Here is a 20,337-nt window from a genome sequence, read left to right as displayed (position 1 = left end):
ATAATGGCCTTACCATGGATAGGGTGTAAGGGGGAATAATCATGTCTTCAGGTAATCGAAACAATCAAATCGGACCGCCGCGTTTCGCTATTGCCATTCACTCTCTGGTTTGGCTCGCACAAAGCGAAAAGCTCCTGACAAGTTCGGCAATCGCCTTAAAGGTGAAGTCACACGCCACTTTTTTAAGAAGGGTGATGGCCCAGCTTGCAGCTGCGGGGATCGTCGAAACGAAGGAAGGACGGGAAGGCGGATATAGCTTGAAGGTGCCTGCGTCTCAGCTTACTTTGGCGGATGTGTATCAAGCGGTAAGGCCGGAATGCCTTGTTTGTTTGGAAACGAGCGAATGCGGTGAAGTCGGGAAGCAGCTGGATACGGCATTGGAGGAGATCATGAACGAAGCCGAAAAGGAAACATTGCGCCTGCTAAAGGGCTATACATTGGAAGAATTCATGAAAAAAGTCGACTTCACCAATTTTGAAAATGAGTGTCTGGGGTAATATCCTTGCAAGAGGATACCCAGGATTATATAATGTGCTTAATGCGATTGCATTTAAAATGAGGAGGTTTTTACATGAAGGTGGAAATTTGGTCGGATTATCAATGTCCGTTCTGTTATATAGGAAAGCGTCGATTCGAAGAGGCGTTAAAGCAGTTTGAAAATAAAGATCAGGTAGAGGTCTCATTTCGCAGTTTTGAGTTGAATCCAGAGGCTGAGCGGGATATCAATATGACTCAAAATGAAATGCTGGCCAAGAAATACGGCATGTCTCAAGCGCAGGTGGAAGCAAGCAGCCAAAACCTGACTCAACAGGCTAAAGAATTGGGACTCGATTATCATTTGGACAAAGTGGTCTTAACGAATTCATTCGATGCTCACCGCTTGATGCACTTTGCTGAATCAAAAGGTAAAGAGAAAGAAATGAATGAACGCCTATTTAAAGCTTACTTTACGGAAGGCAAACATATTGGCGATCACGCTACATTGGCTAGTTTGGCTGAAGAGGTTGGCCTTGAAAAGTCCGAGACGGAGGCCATGCTGGCAGGAACGGCATTCACTGCAGAGGTTAGGGGAAATGAGCAAGAAGGAAGCCTGCTTGGTATTACTGGTGTGCCATTCTTCGTCATTAACCGCAAGTATGGAATCTCCGGCGCCCAGCCAACAGAAGCATTCTTGGATACGCTTAAAAAAGTATGGGCTGAGGAAAATCCGCTTACAATCGTGAATGATCCAGCAACAGGCGACACCTGTACGGACGGTTCCTGTAGCGTGCCGGAAAAATAATGCAGATATGAAGAAGGAGACCCGAAACTGGGTCTCCTTTTTTACTTATAAAGGAAATGTTATTTATGGCAAAGAATATAGTATATAGGATGGTTTTTCGAAAAAGTCCGAAATGAAAGGGAGCTAAAAGGTGTATATAATGATTGGAATACTAGTCTTCGTGATTGCATGTGTAGTAACTGCCAAAATAATTTCCTATAAATATTGGACATGTATTTATACGGCATTCGGGAATGAAAATTATTTTAAGGTAGTTGCGAAATTGGAAAGGGAAGGGATACAATTCAAAACGAAAACGCCTATTAATTCAGGATCCGAAAACTTTCAAAATCGCCATGAAACAATTCAATATGATGTTTTTGTGAAAAAGGAACAGGAGCATATTGCCCAAAGGGCCGTTCACAAAAGTTAATAAAGTGAAAATCTTGTATCTGGCTGTCCTGGTGGCGGCCTTTTTTACTGGCTAGGAAAGGTAAATAGGGAAATGAAGTTTTACGTATGTGATGATATTTCTTATTGAACTAACAATTACTACTCTAACAAACGTTCCATTCATAACCTGGTTCTTTAAGCGAAATGACCTGGAGTGAACTCCAGGTCAAATATTACTTCCTTGGAAACTCACGAGTATTTGCTCCAAACTCACGAGTAAAAGCCCGAAACTCACGAGTAAACGCTCGAAACTTACGAGTACTCGCTCGAAACTCACGAGTATTTGCTCGAAACTCACGAGTAAACGCTCGAAACTTACGAGTACTCGCTCGAAACTCACGAGGGTGAGACTAATAAGAAGAAAAATGCTGCTAATCCATTTTTCCATTGAATTTATATAGGATAAAAGAAAGAAAAAGCGTTGATTTTGATATGGAATTCGTTTTTTATAGTTTCAAAGACTGAAAATTTGTATAATGGGTGAGATGGATTTAATTGAATGTACATATAGGAGGGGCATGGATGAGTAAGCTTAATGGCAGGACCGTTGCTTTATTGGGAGCGCGGAAGACGGAAGAACTTAGTAAAATCGTTCAAAATCTTGGGGGAGTCCCGCTCGTACGCCCGGCACAGGGGACGGTATTCCTGGATGATTCCCATTTGGAAGAGGATGTCACCCGGTTGATGGCAGGGGAGTTCGATTGGATCATCCTTACGACGGGAGTGGGGACGGAATTATTATATAAAACGGCAGTGAAGATGGAAGCGGGAGATCGTTTCATAAAAGCCTTGCAGTCTATGAAAATTGCAGCCAGGGGCTATAAAACGGTGAATATGCTGAAAAAGCTTGGCCTGCAGCCATTAATCCGGGATGATGATGGCAGTACGGCAGGGCTTGTTCGCAATCTGGAAGGTCATCTGTCTAAAGGTGTAAAGGTCGCTTTGCAGCTTCACGGCGATCCGGCTCCTCTTTTGATGAACTGGTTGGATGAACAAAAAGTGGAACATAAAGAAATCCTGCCATATGAACATATACCGCCCGAAAAAGAAACGATGCAGCAGCTGATCCAAGAAATCCTTGAAGGCAAAATCGATTCGGTTGTGTTCACGAGTGCACCGCAGCCGCGAAATTTAATGAGATTTGTCCGTGAACAAGGTGTGGAGGATAAGATAATCGACCTGTTTGCATCAGATGTAATTGCTCTTGCGGTCGGAAAGGTAACGGCACAGGTGGTAATCGATGAAGGGATCGAGCGGGTCATATATCCTGAAGATCAGCGGATGGGCAGTGCAATGGTGGAGCTGGTGAAATATTATCATGGAATAGCAAGCAGATAGGGGTGAGTTCGGCATGACCAAGGGCAAGGTCTATTTTGTTGGTGCTGGTCCGGGTGATGTGGGCCTTATTAGCGTAAAAGGTCAAAAAGCGATTGAAAAAGCGGACATCATTTTATATGATAGATTGCTAAATCCCAAATTGTTAGAGGCTGCCACCCTCGATTGTGAATTGATATATTGTGGCAAGACACCTTATACGAATGGCATCACTCAAGGGGAAATCAATGAGCTGCTTGTTTCCAAAGCACTGGCAGGGCATCGGGTCGTTCGCTTGAAAGGCGGGGATCCTTCCGTTTTTGGAAGAGTAGGGGAGGAAGCTGAATCGTTGAAAGATGTGGGAATCCCATTCGAAGTCATTCCGGGGGTTACGTCCAGCATTGCTGCATCCATGTACGCGGGAGTCCCCGTCACGCATCGGGATTATGGACGTTCCTTTGCGATGGTGACGGGCCATGACCAAACGAAGAAGGATATGGATTGGAACGGGCTTGTGAAAAGTATAGATACGGTTGCCTTTTATATGGGTGTGGCCAACCTTCCGTATATCCGCGAAAATTTGATTAATCATGGAAAGCCGGGGAATACGCCGGCACTCGTCATACAATGGGGCACTTATGGAAGACAGGAAAGTGTCGAGGGGACTTTGGATGATATCGTCGAAAGGGTAAGTGAAAGGTCGCTTGGCAATCCTGCGATCACCTTGGTCGGGGATATCATTTCACTAAGGGGAAAACTGCAATGGTTCGAAAAGAAGCCACTGTTTGGGCAACGGTTTTTAGTGGCCCGGACCGGGACGGCAAAAAGTTCCTTGGCAGAAACCCTGGATGAACTTGGCGGCGAAGTCATCGAGTTTCCTAAATGGAATGCGGCCAAAGTGAAAATAGATGAAAGTCAGCTGCTCTCTTTTCTTTTGTATGATCGGATTCTCTTCACTTCGCCCGAAAGTGTCCATGGATTCTTGGATTCACTCACTGAACATGCTATTGATTTCCGCCGGATTTCTTCTAAACTTTATGTGTTATCAAGGAAATCGAAAAAAGTTTTACAGCAACGGGGACTGATGGCCGAACTCAAATCCGAGATGTCGGAAGCCGGAACCCTGTTGGTTGTTGGAGATCGAAACAGAGATCAAAGAGATCCGGCTCATGGGGACGGAGACTATTTTCAATCAGTCGATAAATTCGTCGATGAAAGATTCCTTGAAATTCTTCCGAGAATGCTGGACGGGATAGCTGTCGGAACGGTACTATTTTCGAATCGGCATTCAGTTGATATGCTGATGCAATATGGGAAAAAGGCAGATGTGGATGTTGAAGGGCTGCTAAATCAAGCCTCCATCGGGGTAATCGGGGAAAGCACTGGCAATAGACTTAAAGACTATGGATTTACATTGGATATGATGCCGAAAGAACCGTCTGTCGAACAATTGGTGGAGTTGATCTTGAATAGGAAAGTTTTTTAGGCTCTGATAAAAACAGAGTCTATTTCCTTTGGAAGGGATTCGTTATTCATACCCGTTGAAATGTTGTTTGCGTTCAGTGTTATGGCCTATCGTGTTATCATTTAATTAGGAAAGTTCGAAAAGCCTCACCTACTGCTATTATTGAGGATTTCCGGAATTGATGTTTAACATTCAATGACAGGGGGTGACTTCATGTTTAATATTGGCGATATTTATGGCAATTATTCTACATTGCCCTGCTTGTTCTGTTATTCGTAATGGTTGTGAAGGCGTTCCATTTCTTTATAAAATATATGACAAAGGTGAATAACCTGGAAAGTAAAAGAGATGAATTACATGATCGATTGAAAAAAGGGATGACTGATGGCCCTTTCTTCGGGTCGTTAGGGCAGGGATGGGCGTTGAATGGATTTGGTCGACTTTACCAAATGATGGACGCTCATAAGATTTTGAGGAGTAAGGAATAAAAGTCTTTTATTCCTTCACAGATTGGGTATTATATATACGTGACTTTTCCAGGGAGGCGAAGTAAATGAAACGGACATGGGAATTCGTATTAAGTATCTTAGGCGTGGGTATCGCTGTGATTTTTTTAATCATGACGATCATTGCGGCCGTTTATCTCAACAGTATCGATATGAAAGAAATGATGGACTACTCTTTAATGACAGATTCTGAGTTTTCCTCGTCTGAGGTAGATATGTCGATCAAGTTGTTCATGGGCATACTATGGGCGGGAATCATATCGCTGTTTATTGCATTGGCAGGCGGTTTGATCGCTATCTTTCTATTAAAAGGCGGCAAAGCGAAGGGAGCCGGAATCTTATTGATCATTACGGGCATTCTGACGATCTTTCATGTTTGGCCGCTTATTTTCTTCATCATACCGGGTATCATGTGCCTTGTAAGGAAGCCGAGGGAACCGGTGGAAGTGATCGTTTGATCCGACACAATACATAGTGTGATTTGAAAACAAAGGAGCTTTCCCGAAAATGCGGGTAAGCTCCTTTTGTGCTGTGAGGATATTTTAGGGGAATATACCTATTTATACCTGCAATCACCAGTCTATCATGTTACTATTATTATAGATTTAAATATAAATAGACTGGAGTTCGATCGATGAAGATACCTTTAATGAAGGTTGGAGCACTGACCTGTTTAACGATCGGTTTGTTCAATGGACAGGCTTTTGCGGAGTCTGGAATAACCAATGCTTGTTCATCATTCGGTGAGATTCAATCCAATGTAAATCCTTCCCATAAGCAGATTAACTGCTTACTGACGAATGCGGCAATTGAGGCCGAAATCCCCCCTGAAGTTGTAAAAGCGGTGGCTACGCAGGAAAACGGGGATTGGAGGCAATTTAATGAGGACGGTAAACCGATTATATCCGGCGATGGCGGTATCGGTCTTATGCAGCTTACCAATAAAAGTGGGTATGACCAGAAAAAGCTGGAAAATGATATAGTCTACAATATCGAGGCAGGCGTCGAGGTACTGGGTGATATGTATTCAAGAAGGGATTTGCCCAAGATCAAAGGTGCAGGACGAAGGGTCATCGAAAATTGGTATTTCCCTGTAATGGCATACAATGGGACAAAACCGGTTAACAGTCCTCTTTACCAGGAAAACGGGAAAATAAATCCGAATGCCTACCAAGAGGAAGTTTTTGCTGAGATAGAAAAACAAAGTTATTTGGATTTGGATGGCACAAAACTGGCCGAATATCCATTCAAAACAACGGACTTTCAATATGACCGGGAAAGCACCGAAAATATCATCTTTAAAAATCTTGAATACACACTGACAGATCAAACTCATGACTCTGTTTATTGGTTCAAGGCAGGAGACAAAGTTGTGACGACATCCAGTGCGAATATCAGGAAAGAAATAAGCACTACGGCAGGTGCAGTACTTGTGCCGCCAAATACAAGCTTGACCATCACAGGGAATTTTGACTATCACGAATCTAAGGGAAATAAATTTGTCTTTTACCCAGTACAAACGGAGGACAAGAGTATTAAGGGGTATGTTTCATCGGCTTACATCTCCAATAGTCCATCGGTTGTCGTGCCCATCAAGGATACGAATAAACCTGTGATTTCAGGGGCAGCTGGTAAATCGATACCATTCAACTCAACTTTCAATCCTAAAACCAGCGTGAAGGCGAAGGATGATAAAGATGGTGACTTAACGAGTGCCATACGTGTGGAAGGTAAGGTGGATACCAAGAAAGTGGGCACCTATAATTTGACTTATACGGTAGCTGACAAAGCTGGGAATGTTGCCAAGGCCACAAGGAAAATAACCGTTTATGATCAAGTCAAGCCGGTGATTTCCGGTGCCGGGAATAAAACCATCAAACTTAATTCTACATTCAATCCAAAAACAAACGTGAGTGCCAAGGATAATGCCGATGGCAGCTTGACTAGTAAAATCAAAGTGACGGGTACAGTGAATACGAAGAAAAAGGGGACCTATACATTGAAGTATACGGTCACCGATTCATCGAAAAATGCAGCGACAGTCACAAGAAAGATCACGATAGATGGCACCAAGCCAGTCATCTCGGGAGCCAATAGTAAAACCGTTGGCTATTATTCGACATTCAACCCTAAATCAGGCGTATCTGCGAAAGATAACCTGGATGGCAACATGACTAGTAAAATAAAGGTGACAGGTACGGTGAATACAAAGAAAAAAGGAACGTATACATTAAAGTATACAATCACTGATTCATCGAAAAATACTGCGACAGTCACAAGAAAGATTACGGTAGACAGCACCAAGCCGGTCATTTCCGGTGCCAATAGCAAAACCATTGCCTATAACTCGACATTCAATCCTAAATCAGGTGTATCCGCGAAAGATAATCTTGATGGAAGTTTAACAAGTAAGATCAAAATAACAGGGACTGTGAATACGAAGAAAAAAGGCACCTATACATTGACTTACACAGTTACGGATAAATCGAAGAACAAGGCAGAAGTAAAACGGAAAATCACAGTTAAATAGAAGGCAAAATGGGATTCCCGCAATAGGGGAATCCTTTTTTTGGCTGTCAGAATGTGTTTGGCTGAAAGATATGCATATATAATAGTAGAAAGTGTTCAAGGATTGATCCTCCAGGGTGGAGCGAATATTGATAAAAATGTTATAATTGTAAATACATGTAATGCGAAGTGATCTGAAGGGGGATTGTTTATGGGCAAAGAACAAGGGCATGTGAACTGGATGGATCAGATTTTTAAGGAATATGAAAGAGACGGCGGGCTGAAGAATAATCCTGGCTTTGGAAAACCGCTTCCGGAGTCGGCGCTATCGGGAAATATATATGACAACTTCTTGACGAAGGCCATGGATGCCGGTTACCTTCCGCTTTGGATAAAATGGCAAAAAGAAATTCGGGAAGAGCTATCAGGATTGGTTCGATTGAAAAAAATGAATGGAACTGAATCTGAAATTAAGAAACGAATTGCTGAAATAAATGAGAAAGTCCGTACATATAATGCAATTTGTCCAGCCAAAATGCAGCGCAGGGAAATAGAGTTGGAAAGCATCGAAATCCAGTATGGAAAATGGAAGTAATTGATAATGTGTAAAATGCGGGTATTTGTATGACGTGATCATTAATGGATTATGATATAATGACATGAATAAAAAACAGAGAGAGGGACTTCGATTGGAAAAAAGAAAAGAAGTTTTTTCATGGATAAAAGCGATATTGATTGCAGTCATTCTAGCTTTTTTAATTCGAACGTATATTTTTGCACCGATTGTCGTGGACGGTGAGTCAATGATGCCGACTCTGCAAGACCACGAAAGAATTGTTCTTACCAAGTTTGGAACGAATATCGATAATATAGACCGGTTTGACATTGTCGTTTTTCATGCAACGGTAGATAAAGATTATATAAAAAGGGTAATTGGTCTGCCAGGTGACCATATTGAATATAAAGACGATACGCTTTATATTAATGGGAAAGCTTATGAAGAACCATACTTGGACAAATATAAGAATCAGATGGCAGGGGTGCCGCTGACTGAATCCTTCAAGCTGGAGGATATTACAGGCAGCATGACAGTGCCGGAAGGCCAGTTGTTCCTTATGGGGGACAATCGCCAAAATAGTTTGGATAGCCGTGAAATAGGCACGATTTCCGTCGATGAAATTGTCGGCAAGGCGAATCTAGTGTATTGGCCAATCAATGAAATAAAGCTTGTGAATTAAGAAGAAGCGGACTCGGGTATCGAGTCCGCTTTATTGTTGCCGTTATTCATTTACGTAAAGAGGAAACATTGATTAGTATTATCATACAGGTATTTCAACAAAAAACGTGTCCATTCTTCTTTTTTTTCTGTTTTTTTTATGAAAATCAACTCATTTGGGTTAAATTAGGTTATCCTATTAAAAAGAAGTAATCACGTTACCCAGGCCCGTGTAAAATATGGATTACTTTAAAAAAGGGTGCTGAGATGGAGTACTTTAGATGGATATTGTAAAAGATTTAATATCAAACTATGGTTATTTTGCGATATATGGACTGTTGGCCATTGGGATTATTGGCTTGCCGGTACCTGATGAGTTCATGATGACTTTTGTCGGCTATTTGTCATCCATTTCCGTTTTGAATGTCCAGGGAGCATTCCTTGTCAGTTTCCTTGGTTCGATATCCGGGATGCTTGTCAGTTATTTCATCGGAAAAAAGGTGGGGAAGCCTTTTTTGAGGAAGCATGGTAAGTGGATCAAAATGACCCCCGCGAGGTTGGAGAGATTGGAGAAATGGTTCAATAAATACGGTCCTTGGACCATCATCATAGCCTATTTCATTCCAGGAGTCCGTCACTTCGCCAGTTACATTTCCGGGATGAATGGAATGGGGAAACGCAAGTACTTTATTTTTGCAGGAGCAGGGGCTTTCAGCTGGTGTTTGGTATTTACGACTTTTGGTTATTTCATTGGTGTGTTAACGTGACTCATTTCAACTTACCCAAATTTCTTTATTGGAATCAGAAAATCCCGTTTCTGGATCTTTAGAAACGGGATTTTCCATTTCTGCTTATTGAGCTGAGTATCCGCCGTCGATGACAAGCTCGGCACCAGTTACGTATGAAGCTTCATCGGATGCTAGATAAAGCACTGCATTTGCAATATCCGCCGGGTGACCCAAACGTTGTAATGGAGTTGCTTTGATCATTTGGTTCACTAACTCTTTTGACTCTTCTAATTTTTGAGTCATTGGTGTTTCGATGATACCAGGGAATACAGCATTGACACGGACGCCCATGCGGCCATATTGCGTTGCGGCAGCCTTGGAAATAGCACGAACGGCACCTTTTGAAGCTGAGTAAGAGTTTAAGCCCATTCCGATTTGAGCAGTGAAGGAAGAAATGTTTACAACTGCGCCTTTACCTTCTTTAGCCATGTGAGGAACAACGTGTTTCATTCCAAGGAATGGTCCAAATCCATTGATGCTTAACATTAGCTGCCAATCGGCCAATGTCGTATCGTTAATGCCTTTTTCTGTTGAGATACCGGCATTGTTTACCAAAATGTCGATTTTGCCAAATTTAGCGATAACTTCATCGGTCACCTTTTTCCAGCTTTCATCTGAAGATACATCAAGTACAGTTCCATGGACATTATCCAGTTCATTCACAACAGCTACAGCTTTTTCATTGATATCAGCAGCAATGACTTGTGCTCCTTCTTTTGTGAATAGGTCTACCATTTCCCTGCCCATACCAGATGCTCCGCCAGTGATAATGGCTACTTTATCAGTCAATCTTCCCATCATGATCACTCCTAATTAGTTGTTATAACGATGAATATATGTTCAAGCATAGTGCAAAAGTTATATTATCAACGAGCAATACTATAACTCCTTCAAGAATCCGTCAAGCATTTTATTTTCCGGCTTACGAATCTCCTTTTTCTTGGTCGATAAAAAGTGCATGTATGCCTGTAAAAAATGGACTTCCCATAATTGTGCAGGTTGAAAGCGGTATCAATCTTTCAATCTTCTTATATTGAAACCGTAAATTATCAATATCTAAATAGCTTTACCCGTTCTATTTGAAACGATTCACAAGTAATCTTGTAGAGGCATCTCATGCATGCCGGGGAGCACCATATGTTCAACTATAGTAATTAAAATTGAATACTGCAATCTTTTTGTACTTTGAATACAAATTTTTATAACGCGATTCCAATTCTAACTTTTCAGAACTTTTATGTACATAGGAGGACATCATTTTATGAATAACAGAGTGTATCTTTCCTTGGCCATCCCGCTTACGATTTCGACGATGAGTACGCCCTTGCTCGGTGCGGTCGATACGGCTGTGGTTGGAAAGTTGAGTGATCCCGCTTATATTGGCGGGGTGGCTGTCGGAACCATAATTTTTAATACGATGTATTGGCTTTTTGGTTTTCTACGGGTCAGTACATCTGCCTTTGCTGCACAAGCGGAGGGGGCACGGGATGAAAAGCAAAGCCTGATGGCCTTGATTCGGCCTTTTTTCATTGCCGCGATCATCGGCCTGCTTTTTATCGTGATCCAAAAACCCATATTGAATATCTCGTTAGGCGCAATCGGTCCGGAATCGGACGTTTCCGCCTTTGCCGCAGATTATTTCGGCATCCGGATATGGGGTGCACCTTTTGCATTATTGAACTATGTCATCTTAGGCTGGTTAATCGGGAAATCCAGGATAAAAACATCTTTGTTCATTCAAGTTTTCATGAACTTGATCAATATTGTCTTATGCCTCGTTTTTGTAAATGGCTTTTCGTGGTCTGTATCAGGGGTTGCTGCCGCTTCATTGATATCAGAGATTTCCGCTTTTTTGCTGGGCTTGTGGGTCATCCGAAAAGCGGTTAACGTACCGGATTCATTTTCATTCCGGGAGGGGTTCGATCGGGCTTCCCTGAAAAAAATGATGGTGGTCAACAGGGATTTATTCATCAGGACCATTTGCCTGATCACGGTTTTCAATCTTTTTACGGCCAAGGGAGCCACTTTCGGGACAGAGACACTGGCGGCCAATGCCGTACTCATTCAAATCCATTACCTGATGGCCTATTGCTTTGATGGCTTCGCGAACGCGTCGAGTCTTCTGGTCGGGAAGGCGATTGGTTCGAGAGATATAAACCTTTATAAAAAAACACTCTCACTATCGGCGCGGTGGGGCTTGTATGCTTCGTTCATACTTGCCGCATCTTACTATCTATTCAGCGATAAGGTCATTCTCCTTTTCACGAACATTCCCGGCGTCATCGAACTGGCCCATGAATATGGACTTTGGATAGTCCTGTTCCCATTCAGTGCCTTTATCGGACTCATTTTTTATGGAGTGTTTACCGGTGCGACAGAAGCCGTTCCAGTTAGGAACTCAATGCTCCTTGCACTATTGGCTTTTCTATTTGTCCAATTCATGGCTGTCCCGCATAATGGCAATCATGGATTATGGCTTGCATTCCTGGCTTTCAGTTTAGGACGTTCCGTGTTTTTAGCATTATACATCCCAAGGCTGAACCGAAAAGTAACAAAGCTTATGGATGCTGATAGTCTAATGAAATCATCTTCTTTTTAATAAAAGAGGGTGTTTTTTATTAATGCAGGGAATTTTATCGGTAGTTTTATGTTGGCGATAATACGGGAATACGAAGAATAGGTAGCAACGCTTGGCGAATCAGGTAGTAAAAGTGATAAAATGAAAAATATATATAAAAGAGGAGTTGTCGTATTTTGAGTGAATTGAATTGGCGAGAAGAAGTTGAAAAACGGAAAATGGACTTATTACTGGACACACAAAACTTATTGAAAATAAAAAGTGTACTGGATGAAGAACATCCGACAGAGGAGGCCCCATTCGGTAAAGGGGTGAAGGAAGCGCTTGATTTCATGCTTCAATTAGGCGAAAAAGACGGTTTTACTGTTAAAAATGTCGATAATGTCGCTGGTCATATCGAAATGGGTGAAGGCGAGGAGTTAATCGGGATATTATGCCATGTCGACGTGGTACCTGAGGGAGATGGCTGGAGTTCGGATCCGTTCGGCGCTGAAATCCGCAATGGCCGCATATATGCTCGTGGGGCAATCGATGATAAAGGGCCGACGATGGCTGCCTATCATGCGATGAAGCTGGTCCGGGAGCTAGGAGAACCTTTGAACAAACGTGTGAGGATGATCATTGGAACCGATGAAGAATCGAACTGGCGCTGCGTTGACCGTTACTTTGAAGTGGAGGAAATGCCCTCGATCGGCTTCGCACCAGATGCTGACTTCCCGATCATCAGTGCGGAAAAAGGAATCTGGGATTTCTCGGTTATACACCCTGCCGATGCAGGAAATGGCACGAACTCTGAAGTGAATGTTATGGAATTTTCTTCAGGTCGAAGGACGAATATGGTACCGGATTTTGCTACGGCTATTGTGGAAGCGGCCAACCCTGCTGAAGTGGTGGCAAACTATCAGGATTATTTGCAAAAATACTCATTGATGGGCCAAGCAGTTCCGCAAAAAAATCAAGTGCTGCTTGAAATGAATGGTGTCTCGGCACACGCGATGGAACCGAAAAATGGAAAGAATGCAGGTCTGCATTTAGCCGTATTTTTAACTGATCTTACTCTTGATCCGCATGCGAAAGCCTACTTCACTTTCATAAAGGATCGTTTGTTTGAAGATTCCCGCGGAAATAATTTAGGTGTGGCTTATTCGGATGAGCAAACAGGAGAATTGACGGTCAATGCCGGCGTTTTCAATTATTCTAAACAAGGCGACAGCTCGATTGGTTTCAGCATGCGTTATCCGGTGACATTTGAGTGGGAACAACAAAAGGCGGCATTGGAAGAAAGACTTGCGGCATATAATTTGAAAGTGAAGACCAATTCGCATTCAACTCCACATTATGTGGACAGTGAAAGCTTCTTGATTAAGACGTTGCAGGAAGTTTATGAAGCGGAGACAGGTGATAAAGCTGAACTCCTTTCGATTGGCGGCGGCACTTACGCCCGTTCATTGAAAGAAGGCGTTGCATTTGGCCCGCTTTTCCCAGGCAGCGAAGACATTGCGCATCAGAAAGATGAATATATTGATATTGAAGATATGCTTAAGGCTACGTCCATTTATGCACGTGCCATTCATGAATTGGCTAAATAAGAGGCAAAGAGGGAGAAAGACATGGGGAAAATCATTTTTAACGGCGACCTTAAAAGCAGGCACGAAGTAAAGGTAGATATTGAAGACCGGGGATATCAATTCGGTGATGGCGTCTATGAAGTCATCCGGGTTTATAATGGCGAATTATTTGCGGGGGAGATGCATCTTAACCGGCTGATGGACAGTGCGAAGTTGATACAGATGAAAGTTTCCTTTACTGCAGCGGAAATCAAAGCACTCATGGAAGAGCTGGTCGCTGAAGATCAACTGAAGGACGGTATCGTCTATATGCAGCTGACAAGGGGCGTATCTCCGCGTACACACTCATTTCCAACTGCTGAGGTGGAACCGGTCTTTGTTGCCTATACCAAGGAAATGCCTTATACAGGAAAAATAAAGCCAGGGGTCAAGGCTGTTACCACCGACGATATACGCTGGCTGCGCTGTAATATCAAGAGTTTAAATCTACTGGGTAATATAATGGCTAAACAGCAAGCTGTAGAAGCCGGCTGTGATGAAGCGATCCAGCATCGTGATGGTACGGTGACGGAGGGAAGTTCGTCCAATGTCTCAATCGTGGTGGATGGACTACTTAAAACGCATCCGGCCACAAACTTGATCCTGAATGGGATTACCCGTCAGGTGATGCTGAAAATTTGCGCTGATCATGGGATTCCATATGTCGAGGAAGCCTTCACCGTCGAGGACATGATGGCAGCCGACGAAGTCCTTTATACAAGCACAAGCGTCGAAGTGACACCAATTATAAATATCGATGGCCAAGCGATTGCAGCCGGGGAAGCCGGTCCGATAACCAAAAGACTGCAGAAACTGTTTTCCGAGGAAATCGAGAAGCAATGCGGTTCCGTTAAATAAATAAAAGCCCCTTTGCCACTATTGGCAAAGGGTTTTTTATATGTGTAGCCGAAGCAGATGGCCATCACCGAATCCCCGTTTACGTTAATTACCACCTTATGCAATCCTCCCTTTTTGACATTTTCAAGAACCAGGAATATAATTGCTAATAACCTAAAAAGTTTACCTACCACAACAATTTGAGTTGCGTATAAAAAGGAGTTGACATAGATATGTCCGATGTGTTGCATCAATCTTCTTCGAGAGGAATAAAAAAACTTCTTCCCTATCTAGGGCCTGCCTTTATAGCTGCTGTGGCCTATATTGATCCAGGGAATTATGCGACCAATATTACAGCAGGATCAAAATATGGCTATTCGTTATTATGGGTTATCTTCGCATCCAATTTAATGGCTGTGCTAATCCAATCACTATCAGCTAAATTGGGGATAGCCACTGGAAAGAACCTTCCAGAGCTATGCAGGGAAAGATTTTCGAAAAAAACATCTTTCTTATTATGGATTCAGGCCGAAGCCGTTATAATGGCAACCGACCTAGCTGAATTCATAGGAGCTGCACTAGGGATTTATTTGCTATTTGACTTACCGCTTATCACATCGGCAATAATTGCAGCGATTGGTTCCTTTGCCATTCTGGAATTCCAGCGCAGAGGTTATCGAACATTCGAAGCTCTGATCACGGTCATGATATTTGTCGTTGTGATAGCATTTGGTGCTCAAGTTTTTTATGCAAAACCTGACACTTCAGCCGTTGTTTTAGGACTCTTCACTCCAAAGTTCGAGGGAGTGGACAGTATTTTACTTTCGGCCGGTATGCTTGGAGCCACCGTTATGCCACATGCGATTTACCTTCATTCTTCTTTGACTCAAAGAAGAATAGTCGGAAAAAACGATATGGAAAGAAAAAGGATTTATCGTTTTGAGCTAATTGACATTGTCATCGCCATGTTGATAGCAGGCGCGATCAATGCCGCCATGGTCATAGTTTCAGCTGCCCTATTTCATAAGAATGGAATACTTGTAGAGGACTTGGATGTTGCTTATCAACAATTCGGTGCGATGCTTGGACCATCAGTCGCGATGTTCTTTGGAGTAGGATTATTATTTGCCGGTTTATCAAGCTCATCCGTTGGTGTAATGACAGGTGATGTAGTCATGCAAGGATTCATTAAAAGACATATACCGATTTATTTAAGAAGGGTCATCACCACCGTTCCGCCCCTGCTCATAATATTATGGGGAGTGAACCCATCCAAAGCACTTGTGATGAGTCAAATTGTACTCTCGTTTGGCATCGCGTTTGCCTTAGTGCCATTGATCATGTTTACAAGCAATGAAAAAATCATGGGCAGCCTGGTCAACCATAAAATCACCTCGAGCGTCGCCTGGCTTATAGCTGTACTTATCATTGGACTGAACTTGTTCCTGCTATACGAAACACTGTTCAGCTAAAGGAAGAAATGGCAGGGAAGGACCAATTTTTTGGTCCTTTTTTGTTTTATTTTTGCTGACTTTTTCGTTTTATCCACCCAGCCCGAAAAAACCGGCCTGGATCTGTGTATTATCCGTAGATTGGGAATATTCCTGATGGAGGGAATATTTATTAGGATGCCCAAGAAAAGGTATACGCAATGGGGATTATGGTAAAATTAAAGGGAAAATAGGAAGGAATGTAAGTGACCATGAATACACATTTTTTCTTTGCTTTAGTATTGCCTGATGATATTAAGGCTTATTTAAATGCTGTTACGGAACAACTAAAGCAAGACTTTCCATTTAAGAAATGGCTGCATCCAGCCGATTATCATATTACGATGGCATTTTTGGGCAATGCTCCCGATACATTGAAAGAGGATGCTTTGGGGCGTGTGGAAAACGAGCTTGCCAATGAGGCCTCATTCGGCTTGGAACTCAGTGTTATCGGCGGTTTTGGCAAGAGTGAGAGTCCAAGGATTCTATGGGCAGGCATCAAGCAGCAAGAAAGGCTTTTTGCCATTCAAAGGAAAGTCTATACTTCTTGTATCGAAGCAGGTTTTGAACTTGATAAAAAGCCGTTTAAGCCTCATATTACGCTTGCAAGAAAATTCGAGGGGGATAGTCCCTTTTCGTTGGAGAGCGTTCGCCAGATAGCGAATTTGGAGGATAAGCATTTTGAAGCAGTTCAGGTTGCGTTATATCAAACACATCTTGGAGCTTCCCCTTCATATGAAAAGATTTTCACGATAAACCTTCAAAAATAGTAAGAGATGGGTGGTGGTCGAATGGCACAGCTCATAAAGATGCAGGATTATATTTCCCGGTATGAGCAGGATATTTATCATTATCCAACACAATTTGCACGGTTGAAAAAACAGCAATGGAATAAATTGAAGGCTGCTTATAATGCGGGCGAGCTGGTTCGGTTGTATAGCGAACATACTGAAAGTGAAACACAGGTCAAATTTGATCCGCCTCAGGAAGAGTCAAAGGGTCTGTTTAATAAGGTGAAAGGCATATTCCACCGGACAGGTAAACAGGAGGCAGAGGCAGAAGAACTGCTAATACCGAACCAGGTTGAAGATACTAATGTTTTTTCATTAAGATTTCCGTTCCGACCGGCCAGTCTGGATGAATTAAAGCAAAATTTTTTAAATCAATTACTCCGTTTTCAAATGAAATGGGGGAGTTCGACGCTTCGTGAAAAGTCATTTGTGGACCAATCATTCTTTTTGGATGAGAGGCTCCGCTTTTTTCTGCAGCGTTTTCCGGATACGTTTCTCGTATTATATAAACCTATCTTTCTATTGAAAAATGCACCTGTTGAAGTCGAAGTCATTTTATTGACCCCTGTTGAGGCTTGGTGCATCACTTTTCTGGAAGCGGAAGAAGACGCTGCTTTCATCGGTTCGAGTGAACGGTTCTGGGTCCGCAGGCATCATAAGCATCCTGATAAAAAAGTGCTCAACCCTTTGTTGGGTGCAAATCGAATGACGAACATCGTCTCCCAGTTATTTGAGCTATATGAAGTGAACATGCCGATTAAAAAGGTGATTTTATCCCGGAATGGATATGTCGATTATCCCGAAGCACCTTATGATATTACGATGTTGGATAAACGGACCTTCCCGGAATGGTTTGAAAGGATGCGGGCTATATCGTCCCCTCTTAAGGCACAGCAGTTAAAAGGGGCGCAGGCATTGCTTGAATATTGCCAAACTACATCCAGCCTGCGACCTGAATGGGAAGCCGATCATAACCAAACAGAAGGAAATGAGCATGCCGCGCCTTAATGAAACGGTATATTTCATTGTCAATCCAATGGCTGGAAATGAAGAGAGTTTGAAGATTTGGAAAAAAGCCGAGGGAATATTGAAATCAAAAGCTGTTCCCCATAAGGTGTTCTTTACACGTGAAAAGGGGCATGCGCTAAGATTGACGAAGGAAATTCTATCAGGGACGAATCAGGATACCAGGGTGATCGCTGTCGGGGGAGATGGCACGATTAATGAAATGTTAAATGGCGCCATTGATTTCCCTCACGCTATCATCGGTTCCATTGCGGCTGGATCCGGCAATGATTATGTAAGGGGCATTCAAAAAACTAAGAGTGTGGAAGAAGCTCTTTCTTTATTTCAGGATAATGCCTTCCGTGCCATTGATATTGGACGGTTTCAGACGAATGGCAAGGCGGGTTATTTCGTGAACAGCCTGGGAATGGGCATTGATGCTGAAATTTCCGATGAAGCAGAACGTTCCGCTCTGAAAAAATGGTTTAATTTTGTCAGGGCGGGTAAATTAATTTATCTGTTCATTTTTATAAAAAAGATATTTACTTACAAGCCCAGTTGCATGGAATTGATCATTGATGGTGAGCGGCATCTTTTGAAAAAGGTTTGGTTCATTGTTATTGCGAACCAGCCCTACTTTGGCGGTGGGATGAAAATTTCACCGATGTCGAAGCTGGATGATGGCAGGTTGAACGTGATTGCGGTCCATGATATTACTTTGTTGAAATTATTGACCGTCTTCATCACCGTTTTTTGGGGCGGTCACCTAAGCATGAAAAATGTTGATTCTTTTGCCGGTAAAATGATAAAAATGAAGAATCAAGGGTCAGTAAAAATCCAGTCTGATGGGGAAATGGTTGGTACGCATGAAGTAGCTGCAGTGGTTCTGAAAGAGAAAATCCGCGTCATGTTCAAGGGTAATAACCCATACAAAAATATGAAATGATTTATTTGTTTTTGTTTTATGCGTATAATCGTTTTATAGTACTTGACGAAGAAACCGTTTTTCAACTAAAATTTAATTTATGGCTATTGTTTAATTGCTCAATAGCTATTTTTTTATTTCTCTAAATGAGGATGTTTTTAATTGCGGGTATCATCCCGATGCAAGTATATATGCAGCTTCGCCAGCAGGCGGATTTTTTATAAAACATGGACTCAAAGTAGTGGTAATACATACACTAGGTGAACGTACCCACATTTGTATGATTAAGCGAGGAAATCGAAGGTGAACCAGTTGGAACATTTATTAGGTCAGGAGTGGGATATATCCCCTGCCGGAGGAGCTACGGGAGAAGCCTTTATTGCCGAGAAAGAGGGGCAGAAGCTCTTCCTTAAACGAAATTCATCGCCATTTTTAGCTGTTCTTTCGGCTGAGGGCATTGTTCCAAAGTTAATGTGGACAAAACGCCTGGAAAATGGGGATGTAATTACGGCCCAGCATTGGATGGAAGGCAGGGAGCTATCTCAGCAGGAAATGAACAATATAAGAGTCGCAAAGCTGCTTCAAAAAATTCATCAATCCGATCCTTTGTTAAGCATGCTCAAAAGGCTTGGGAAATCCCCTTTACGACCTGAAAGTATACTTACAGACATAGAAACCGGGTTATCTTCGGATGTTACGGATATTCCGATTATCAAGCAGGCCATCCATTTTTTACAGAATAATCTCCTGTTGATTGAATGCGACGAAAAAGTCGTCTGTCATTGTGATGTGAACCATAATAATTGGCTCATGACCGAAACTGACGGATTGTTCCTGATTGATTGGGACGGAGCGGTCATTGGCGATCCGGCCATTGACCTCGGCATACTCCTGTATTCTTATGTCCCAAGGGAAGAATGGAATCAATGGCTTGCCCGTTACGGCAAGAAGCTTGACGCAGGCCTGGAGATGAGGATGAAATGGCACACGGTTTCACAACTTGTGCTTTCCATCCAATGGCATCATCGTAGAAAGCGTTACGAGGAAAGAAATGAATTACTGCAAAAGCTGGAAGCATTATTGATGGTTGGCTGATCAGAATTGATCTATATCATCCACCCACTGGGACAGGTCGTTTTGGTGGGTTGAAATATGTGCATCTAAATCGGCAGTACCGATGCCTGTTTGACTGTATTCGTAAATCTCCGTCAGTATCGTTTTCACATTGCTGTCAATTTCCATATTGATCATTAAGGATTTGACTAGCCTTTCAACCTGTTCACATTCAGAAACGGATCCGCAGCAGTCTGTTTGATGGTTGGTCAATATATCTTTCAATAGTGACATTTGATGTTCATGGGAAAGCGGCATATAATACCTCTCCTTTCTTAAATATGATTCAAGGGATTCCCAGGTGGTTGTCGCCTGCCCTTCACTTATTTATGGTGTGTTTTGCTGAAAGTTTTATACATGAAAACTACAGAGACTGTCGCCTGGATGGCCGGCAGTTTTTTTATTTGTTCGTTGTGTGTTTCCTGAAAAAATCAACTTGCGGGAATCCATGCACTCGTGTTATGGTTTGAACGATTATAT

The 20,337-nt window shown here is 42.5% G+C and carries 20 protein-coding genes; 18 read left to right on the top strand and 2 right to left on the bottom strand.

Annotated elements, in window-relative coordinates; all coding sequences use genetic code 11:
• Window positions 1–41 precede the first annotated feature (41 nt).
• From MKY17_RS20945 to MKY17_RS20900, 10 genes are all read left to right on the top strand, one after another.
• Window positions 42–497 (top strand): Rrf2 family transcriptional regulator, encoded by a 456-nt coding sequence (locus MKY17_RS20945; protein ID WP_098369901.1) that lies wholly within the window; start codon window positions 42–44, stop codon window positions 495–497.
• Between the two features lie 74 nt (window positions 498–571).
• The gene (locus tag MKY17_RS20940; RefSeq protein ID WP_144526518.1) at window positions 572–1,282 is read left to right on the top strand and encodes a DsbA family oxidoreductase; all 711 of its coding nucleotides are present in this window, start codon (window positions 572–574) and stop codon (window positions 1,280–1,282) included.
• A gap of 139 nt (window positions 1,283–1,421) precedes the next feature.
• Complete coding sequence (locus tag MKY17_RS20935; protein ID WP_098369903.1) at window positions 1,422–1,694, top strand: hypothetical protein; 273 nt, start codon at window positions 1,422–1,424, stop codon at window positions 1,692–1,694.
• 542 nt (window positions 1,695–2,236) lie between these two features.
• Window positions 2,237–3,052 carry a uroporphyrinogen-III synthase gene (locus tag MKY17_RS20930; protein ID WP_098369904.1) on the top strand — a complete coding sequence of 272 codons (816 nt, stop codon included), beginning with the start codon at window positions 2,237–2,239 and terminating at the stop codon, window positions 3,050–3,052.
• A 13-nt stretch (window positions 3,053–3,065) separates the two neighbouring features.
• Complete coding sequence (gene cobA / locus MKY17_RS20925) at window positions 3,066–4,514, top strand: uroporphyrinogen-III C-methyltransferase (protein ID WP_339200553.1); 1,449 nt, start codon at window positions 3,066–3,068, stop codon at window positions 4,512–4,514.
• Between the two features lie 532 nt (window positions 4,515–5,046).
• The gene (locus tag MKY17_RS20920; protein ID WP_098369906.1) at window positions 5,047–5,457 is read left to right on the top strand and encodes a DUF4064 domain-containing protein; all 411 of its coding nucleotides are present in this window, start codon (window positions 5,047–5,049) and stop codon (window positions 5,455–5,457) included.
• Window positions 5,458–5,633: 176 nt separating this feature from the next.
• The gene (locus MKY17_RS20915) at window positions 5,634–7,529 is read left to right on the top strand and encodes an immunoglobulin-like domain-containing protein (RefSeq protein ID WP_339200550.1); all 1,896 of its coding nucleotides are present in this window, start codon (window positions 5,634–5,636) and stop codon (window positions 7,527–7,529) included.
• Between the two features lie 189 nt (window positions 7,530–7,718).
• Window positions 7,719–8,102 carry a DnaJ family domain-containing protein gene (locus MKY17_RS20910; RefSeq protein ID WP_179890984.1) on the top strand — a complete coding sequence of 128 codons (384 nt, stop codon included), beginning with the start codon at window positions 7,719–7,721 and terminating at the stop codon, window positions 8,100–8,102.
• A 94-nt stretch (window positions 8,103–8,196) separates the two neighbouring features.
• Window positions 8,197–8,745 carry a signal peptidase I gene (gene lepB, locus MKY17_RS20905; RefSeq protein WP_192206107.1) on the top strand — a complete coding sequence of 183 codons (549 nt, stop codon included), beginning with the start codon at window positions 8,197–8,199 and terminating at the stop codon, window positions 8,743–8,745.
• 259 nt (window positions 8,746–9,004) lie between these two features.
• Window positions 9,005–9,490 (top strand): DedA family protein, encoded by a 486-nt coding sequence (locus MKY17_RS20900; protein ID WP_098369910.1) that lies wholly within the window; start codon window positions 9,005–9,007, stop codon window positions 9,488–9,490.
• 84 nt (window positions 9,491–9,574) lie between these two features.
• On the opposite strand, the gene MKY17_RS20895 is transcribed toward MKY17_RS20900, so the two are convergent.
• Window positions 9,575–10,309, bottom strand: coding sequence for an SDR family oxidoreductase (locus tag MKY17_RS20895; protein WP_098369911.1), 735 nt, complete (start codon window positions 10,307–10,309; stop codon window positions 9,575–9,577).
• A 463-nt stretch (window positions 10,310–10,772) separates the two neighbouring features.
• Between MKY17_RS20895 and MKY17_RS20890 the strand changes: the two genes are divergently transcribed.
• The 8 genes from MKY17_RS20890 (at window position 10,773) to MKY17_RS20855 (ending at window position 19,839) form a co-directional block, all read left to right on the top strand.
• On the top strand, window positions 10,773–12,110 hold the full coding sequence (locus tag MKY17_RS20890; protein ID WP_098369912.1) for an MATE family efflux transporter: 1,338 nt from the start codon (window positions 10,773–10,775) through the stop codon (window positions 12,108–12,110).
• Between the two features lie 155 nt (window positions 12,111–12,265).
• On the top strand, window positions 12,266–13,678 hold the full coding sequence (gene pepV, locus MKY17_RS20885; protein WP_144549186.1) for a dipeptidase PepV: 1,413 nt from the start codon (window positions 12,266–12,268) through the stop codon (window positions 13,676–13,678).
• A gap of 21 nt (window positions 13,679–13,699) precedes the next feature.
• Entirely contained in the window at window positions 13,700–14,554 is an 855-nt protein-coding gene (gene dat, locus MKY17_RS20880) for a D-amino-acid transaminase (protein ID WP_339200548.1), read from the top strand.
• A 212-nt stretch (window positions 14,555–14,766) separates the two neighbouring features.
• Window positions 14,767–16,005, top strand: a complete 1,239-nt coding sequence (locus MKY17_RS20875) for an Nramp family divalent metal transporter (protein WP_144549190.1) — start codon at window positions 14,767–14,769, stop codon at window positions 16,003–16,005.
• Window positions 16,006–16,235: 230 nt separating this feature from the next.
• Window positions 16,236–16,793 carry an RNA 2',3'-cyclic phosphodiesterase gene (gene thpR, locus MKY17_RS20870; protein WP_339202430.1) on the top strand — a complete coding sequence of 186 codons (558 nt, stop codon included), beginning with the start codon at window positions 16,236–16,238 and terminating at the stop codon, window positions 16,791–16,793.
• 21 nt (window positions 16,794–16,814) lie between these two features.
• Window positions 16,815–17,822, top strand: a complete 1,008-nt coding sequence (locus MKY17_RS20865) for a hypothetical protein (RefSeq protein ID WP_098369916.1) — start codon at window positions 16,815–16,817, stop codon at window positions 17,820–17,822.
• Complete coding sequence (locus MKY17_RS20860; RefSeq protein ID WP_142323938.1) at window positions 17,734–18,765, top strand: diacylglycerol kinase family protein; 1,032 nt, start codon at window positions 17,734–17,736, stop codon at window positions 18,763–18,765. The genes MKY17_RS20865 and MKY17_RS20860 overlap by 89 nt, the downstream gene beginning before the upstream one ends.
• A 291-nt stretch (window positions 18,766–19,056) precedes the next feature.
• Window positions 19,057–19,839: a phosphotransferase family protein gene (locus tag MKY17_RS20855; protein ID WP_063232868.1), complete on the top strand. Its 783-nt coding sequence runs from the start codon at window positions 19,057–19,059 to the stop codon at window positions 19,837–19,839.
• Here MKY17_RS20855 and MKY17_RS20850 read toward each other — a convergent pair whose 3' ends face one another.
• Entirely contained in the window at window positions 19,840–20,115 is a 276-nt protein-coding gene (locus MKY17_RS20850; RefSeq protein ID WP_034309293.1) for a YtzH-like family protein, read from the bottom strand.
• Window positions 20,116–20,337: the final 222 nt, after the last annotated feature.

It is taken from the genome of Peribacillus sp. FSL P2-0133 (assembly GCF_037975445.1).
GTDB lineage: Bacteria > Bacillota > Bacilli > Bacillales > DSM-1321 > Peribacillus > Peribacillus simplex_E.
The sequence above is the reverse complement of the archived record's forward strand: the minus strand, read 5'-3'. Positions and strand labels throughout refer to the sequence as shown.